4 protein-coding genes are annotated in these 3871 nt (G+C 73.7%); all 4 read left to right on the top strand.

All coding sequences use genetic code 11. The annotated features are described in order from the left end of the window. Positions 1 to 191 (top strand): pantoate--beta-alanine ligase (locus B9S61_RS09275; protein ID WP_146064760.1); only part of this gene is annotated, 191 nt, incomplete at its 5' end. Further along, positions 188 to 1894 carry an L-aspartate oxidase gene (locus tag B9S61_RS09270; RefSeq protein WP_103541831.1) on the top strand — a complete coding sequence of 569 codons (1707 nt, stop codon included), beginning with the start codon at positions 188 to 190 and terminating at the stop codon, positions 1892 to 1894. The genes B9S61_RS09275 and B9S61_RS09270, both read left to right, overlap by 4 nt. A gap of 5 nt (positions 1895 to 1899) precedes the next feature. Beyond that, positions 1900 to 2874, top strand: a complete 975-nt coding sequence (gene nadC / locus B9S61_RS09265) for a carboxylating nicotinate-nucleotide diphosphorylase (protein WP_103541830.1) — start codon at positions 1900 to 1902, stop codon at positions 2872 to 2874. Between the two features lie 8 nt (positions 2875 to 2882). Beyond that, complete coding sequence (locus B9S61_RS09260) at positions 2883 to 3680, top strand: type III pantothenate kinase (RefSeq protein WP_103541829.1); 798 nt, start codon at positions 2883 to 2885, stop codon at positions 3678 to 3680. The last annotated feature ends 191 nt before the right edge of the window (positions 3681 to 3871 follow it).

Below are 3871 nucleotides of genomic sequence, written 5' to 3'. Positions count from 1 at the left end.
TCGACGAGGCCGCCCGTCTCGACCCCCCGCTCGCCCTGGACTACCTGGCCCTGGTCGACCCGTCCGGTTTCACCGAGGTCGGCGACGGCTTCACCGGTGAGGCCGTCCTCGCCGTCGCCGCCCGCGTGGGCGCCACCCGGCTGATCGACAACGTCCCGCTGACCTTCGGAACCTTCGGAGCCGCCTCGTGACCAGCACCGGCATAAGACTGCACGCTCCCGCGGCCGGGTGGTCCATCGACGCCGACGTCGTGGTCGTCGGCTCCGGCGTCGCCGGCCTCACCGCGGCCCTGCGCTGCGAGGCCGCCGGCCTGACCACGGTGGTCGTCACCAAGGCCCGCCTCGACGACGGCTCCACCCGCTGGGCCCAGGGCGGCATCGCCGCCGCGCTCGGCGAGGGCGACACTCCCGGGCAGCACCAGGACGACACCCTGGTCGCCGGCGCGGGCCTGTGCGACGAGGAAGCGGTCCGCATCCTGGTCACCGAGGGCCCCGACGCCGTACGCCGTCTCATCGCGACCGGCGCGCACTTCGACGAGTCGGCCGACGGCGCCCTGGAACTGACCCGGGAGGGCGGCCACCACCGCCGACGCATCGCCCACGCGGGCGGCGACGCCACCGGCGCGGAGATCTCCCGTGCCCTCGTCGAGGCGGTCCGCGCGCGGGGACTGCGGACCGTCGAGAACGCGCTCGTCCTGGACCTCCTCACGGACGCCGAGGGCCGAACCGCCGGAGTCACCCTGCACGTGATGGGCGAGGGCCGGCACGACGGCGTGGGAGCCGTCCACGCCCCCGCCGTGGTCCTGGCCACCGGCGGCATGGGCCAGGTCTTCTCGGCCACCACGAACCCCGCCGTCTCCACGGGAGACGGCGTGGCCCTCGCGCTGCGCGCGGGCGCCGAGGTGAGCGATCTCGAATTCGTCCAGTTCCACCCCACGGTCCTCTTCCTCGGACCGGACGCGGAAGGCCAGCAGCCCCTGGTCTCCGAGGCCGTACGCGGCGAGGGCGCCCACCTCGTGGACGCCGACGGGGTGCGCTTCATGCGGGGGCAGCACGAACTCGCCGAACTCGCGCCGCGCGACATCGTCGCCAAGGGCATCATGCGCCGCATGCGGGAGCAGGACGCCGAGCACATGTACCTCGACGCCCGCCACTTCGGTGCCGAGATGTGGGAACACCGCTTCCCCACGATCCTCGCCGCCTGCCGCGCCCACGGCATCGACCCGGTCACCGAGCCCGTCCCCGTCGCCCCGGCCGCCCACTACGCCTCCGGCGGCGTCCGCACCGACTCCCGCGGCCGCACCACCGTCCCCGGCCTGTACGCGTGCGGCGAGGTCGCCTGCACCGGTGTGCACGGCGCCAACCGCCTCGCCTCCAACTCCCTCCTCGAAGGGCTGGTCTACGCCGAGCGCATCGCCGCCGACATCGCCCGCACCGGAACCCTCCGCCCTCGTGTGCCGCAGCCGCTGCCCGCCACGGAGCGTCCCGCCCACCCCCTCCTCCCCCCGGAGTCCCGCCTCACCATCCAGCGGATCATGACCAGAGGGGCGGGCGTACTGCGTTCCGAGGCCTCCCTCGCCCAGGCGGCCGACCGGCTCCACCGGCTGCACGCCGACGCGCGCGACGCCCTCGTCGAGGACGGCAAGACCGCCGAGCCCGGCGTCGACACCTGGGAGTCCACCAACCTCCTGTGCGTGGCCCGCGTCCTGGTCGACGCCGCGCGGCGTCGCGAGGAGACCCGCGGCTGCCACTGGCGCGAGGACCACCCGGAGCGTGACGACGCGAACTGGCGCCGCCACATCGTCGTACGGCTGAATCCGGACCGATCGCTGGCGGCGCACACCACCGGCACCACAGACTTCCCCCCGACCCTCCCCCAGCCCCAGGAGCAGTGACAGCAGTGACCACCCCCGACCTTCCCCTCCTTTCCTCCGGCGGCTGTGGCGACGGCTGTGCCTGCGGCGCCGAAGAGGAGACCTACCTGGAGTGCGGCCTCGACCCCGCGCTCGCCCAGCTCCTCGCCGACGCGGGTCTCGACCCCGTGGAGGTCGAGGACATCGCCAACGTGGCCCTCCAGGAGGACCTGGCCCACGGCGCGGACGTGACCACGGTCGCGACCATCCCGGAGGACGCCGTCGCCACCGCCGACTTCACCGCGCGGGAGGCCGGCACCGTGGCGGGCCTCAGGATCGCCGAGGCGGTCATGTCGATCGTCTGCACGGAGGAGTTCGAGGTCGAACGCCACGCGGAGGACGGTGACCGCGTCGAAGCCGGCCGGACCCTGCTCTCCGTCACGACCCGCACCCGCGACATCCTCACCGCGGAACGCAGCGCCCTGAACCTCCTGTGCCGGCTGTCGGGCATCGCGACCGCCACCCGCGCGTGGGCGGACGCCCTCGAGGGCACCAGGGCGAAGGTCCGCGACACCCGCAAGACCACGCCCGGCCTGCGCAGCCTGGAGAAGTTCGCCGTGCGCTGCGGCGGCGGGGTCAACCACCGCATGTCCCTCTCGGACGCGGCCCTGGTGAAGGACAACCACGTGGTGGCGGCGGGCGGCGTGGCCGAGGCCTTCAGCGCGGTCCGCGAACGCTTCCCCGACGTCCCGGTCGAGGTCGAGGTCGACACCCTGCACCAGCTCCGCGAGGTGCTGGACGCCGGCGCCGACCTGATCCTGCTGGACAACTTCACCCCGGAGGAGTGCGCGGAGGCGGTGGCCCTCGTCGACGGCCGCGCCGCCCTGGAGGCCTCCGGCCGCCTCACGCTGACCAACGCCAAGGCGTACGCCGACACGGGCGTCGACTACCTGGCCGTGGGGGCCCTCACCCACTCCGCGCCGATCCTCGACATCGGTCTCGACCTGCGAGCGGCGGAGTAGGACCGGCCATGCTGCTGACCATCGACGTAGGCAACACACACACCGTCCTGGGCCTGTTCGACGGCGACGACATCGTCGAACACTGGCGCATCTCCACGGACGCGCGCCGCACGGCGGACGAGCTCGCGGTCCTCCTCCAGGGCCTCATGGGCATGCACCCGCTGCTCGGTGACGAACTGGGCGACGGCATCGACGGCATCGCCATCTGCGCGACGGTCCCGTCCGTGCTGCACGAACTGCGCGAGGTCACCCGCCGGTACTACGGGGACGTGCCGGCGATGCTCGTGGAGCCGGGCGTGAAGACGGGCGTGCCGATCCTCACCGACCACCCCAAGGAGGTCGGCGCGGACCGCATCATCAACACGGTCGCCGCGGTCGATCTCTACGGCGGCCCGGCCATCGTCGTCGACTTCGGTACGGCGACGACGTTCGACGCGGTCAGCGCGCGCGGGGAGTACGTCGGGGGTGTCATCGCGCCCGGCATCGAGATCTCGGTCGAGGCGCTCGGCGTCCGCGGCGCGCAGCTGCGCAAGATCGAGGTGGCGCGGCCGCGGAGCGTGATCGGGAAGAACACCGTCGAGGCGATGCAGTCCGGCATCATCTACGGCTTCGCCGGCCAGGTCGACGGCGTGGTCCACCGGATGGCCCGGGAGCTGGCGGACGACCCCGAGGACGTGACGGTGATCGCGACGGGCGGGCTGGCGCCGATGGTGCTGGGCGAGAGCTCGGTCATCGACGAGCACGAGCCGTGGCTGACGCTGATCGGGCTCCGCCTGGTGTACGAGCGGAACGTGTCGCGCATGTAGCGGCGCGGGCGGTTTCGCAACCGGCGTCCGGGAGGTGCGGCGGGGGTGGCGTGGGTCGTGCGGCCGGGGTGCGCGCGGTCCCGGCGTGGGTGCTGGCCGGGGGTGGTTGCGCGGCCCGGCGCTTGCGGGGTGCCTCCCCCGCTCTCGGCTTCGCTCGAGCGGGGGGACCCCCATCGCCCTGCGGCACGACT

Origin of the sequence: Streptomyces sp. SM1 (assembly GCF_002910825.1) — a bacterium.
Taxonomy (GTDB): Bacteria; Actinomycetota; Actinomycetes; order Streptomycetales; family Streptomycetaceae; genus Streptomyces; species Streptomyces okerensis.
Note: the sequence above shows the minus strand (reverse complement) of the source record. Positions and strands in the feature narration are given on the sequence as shown.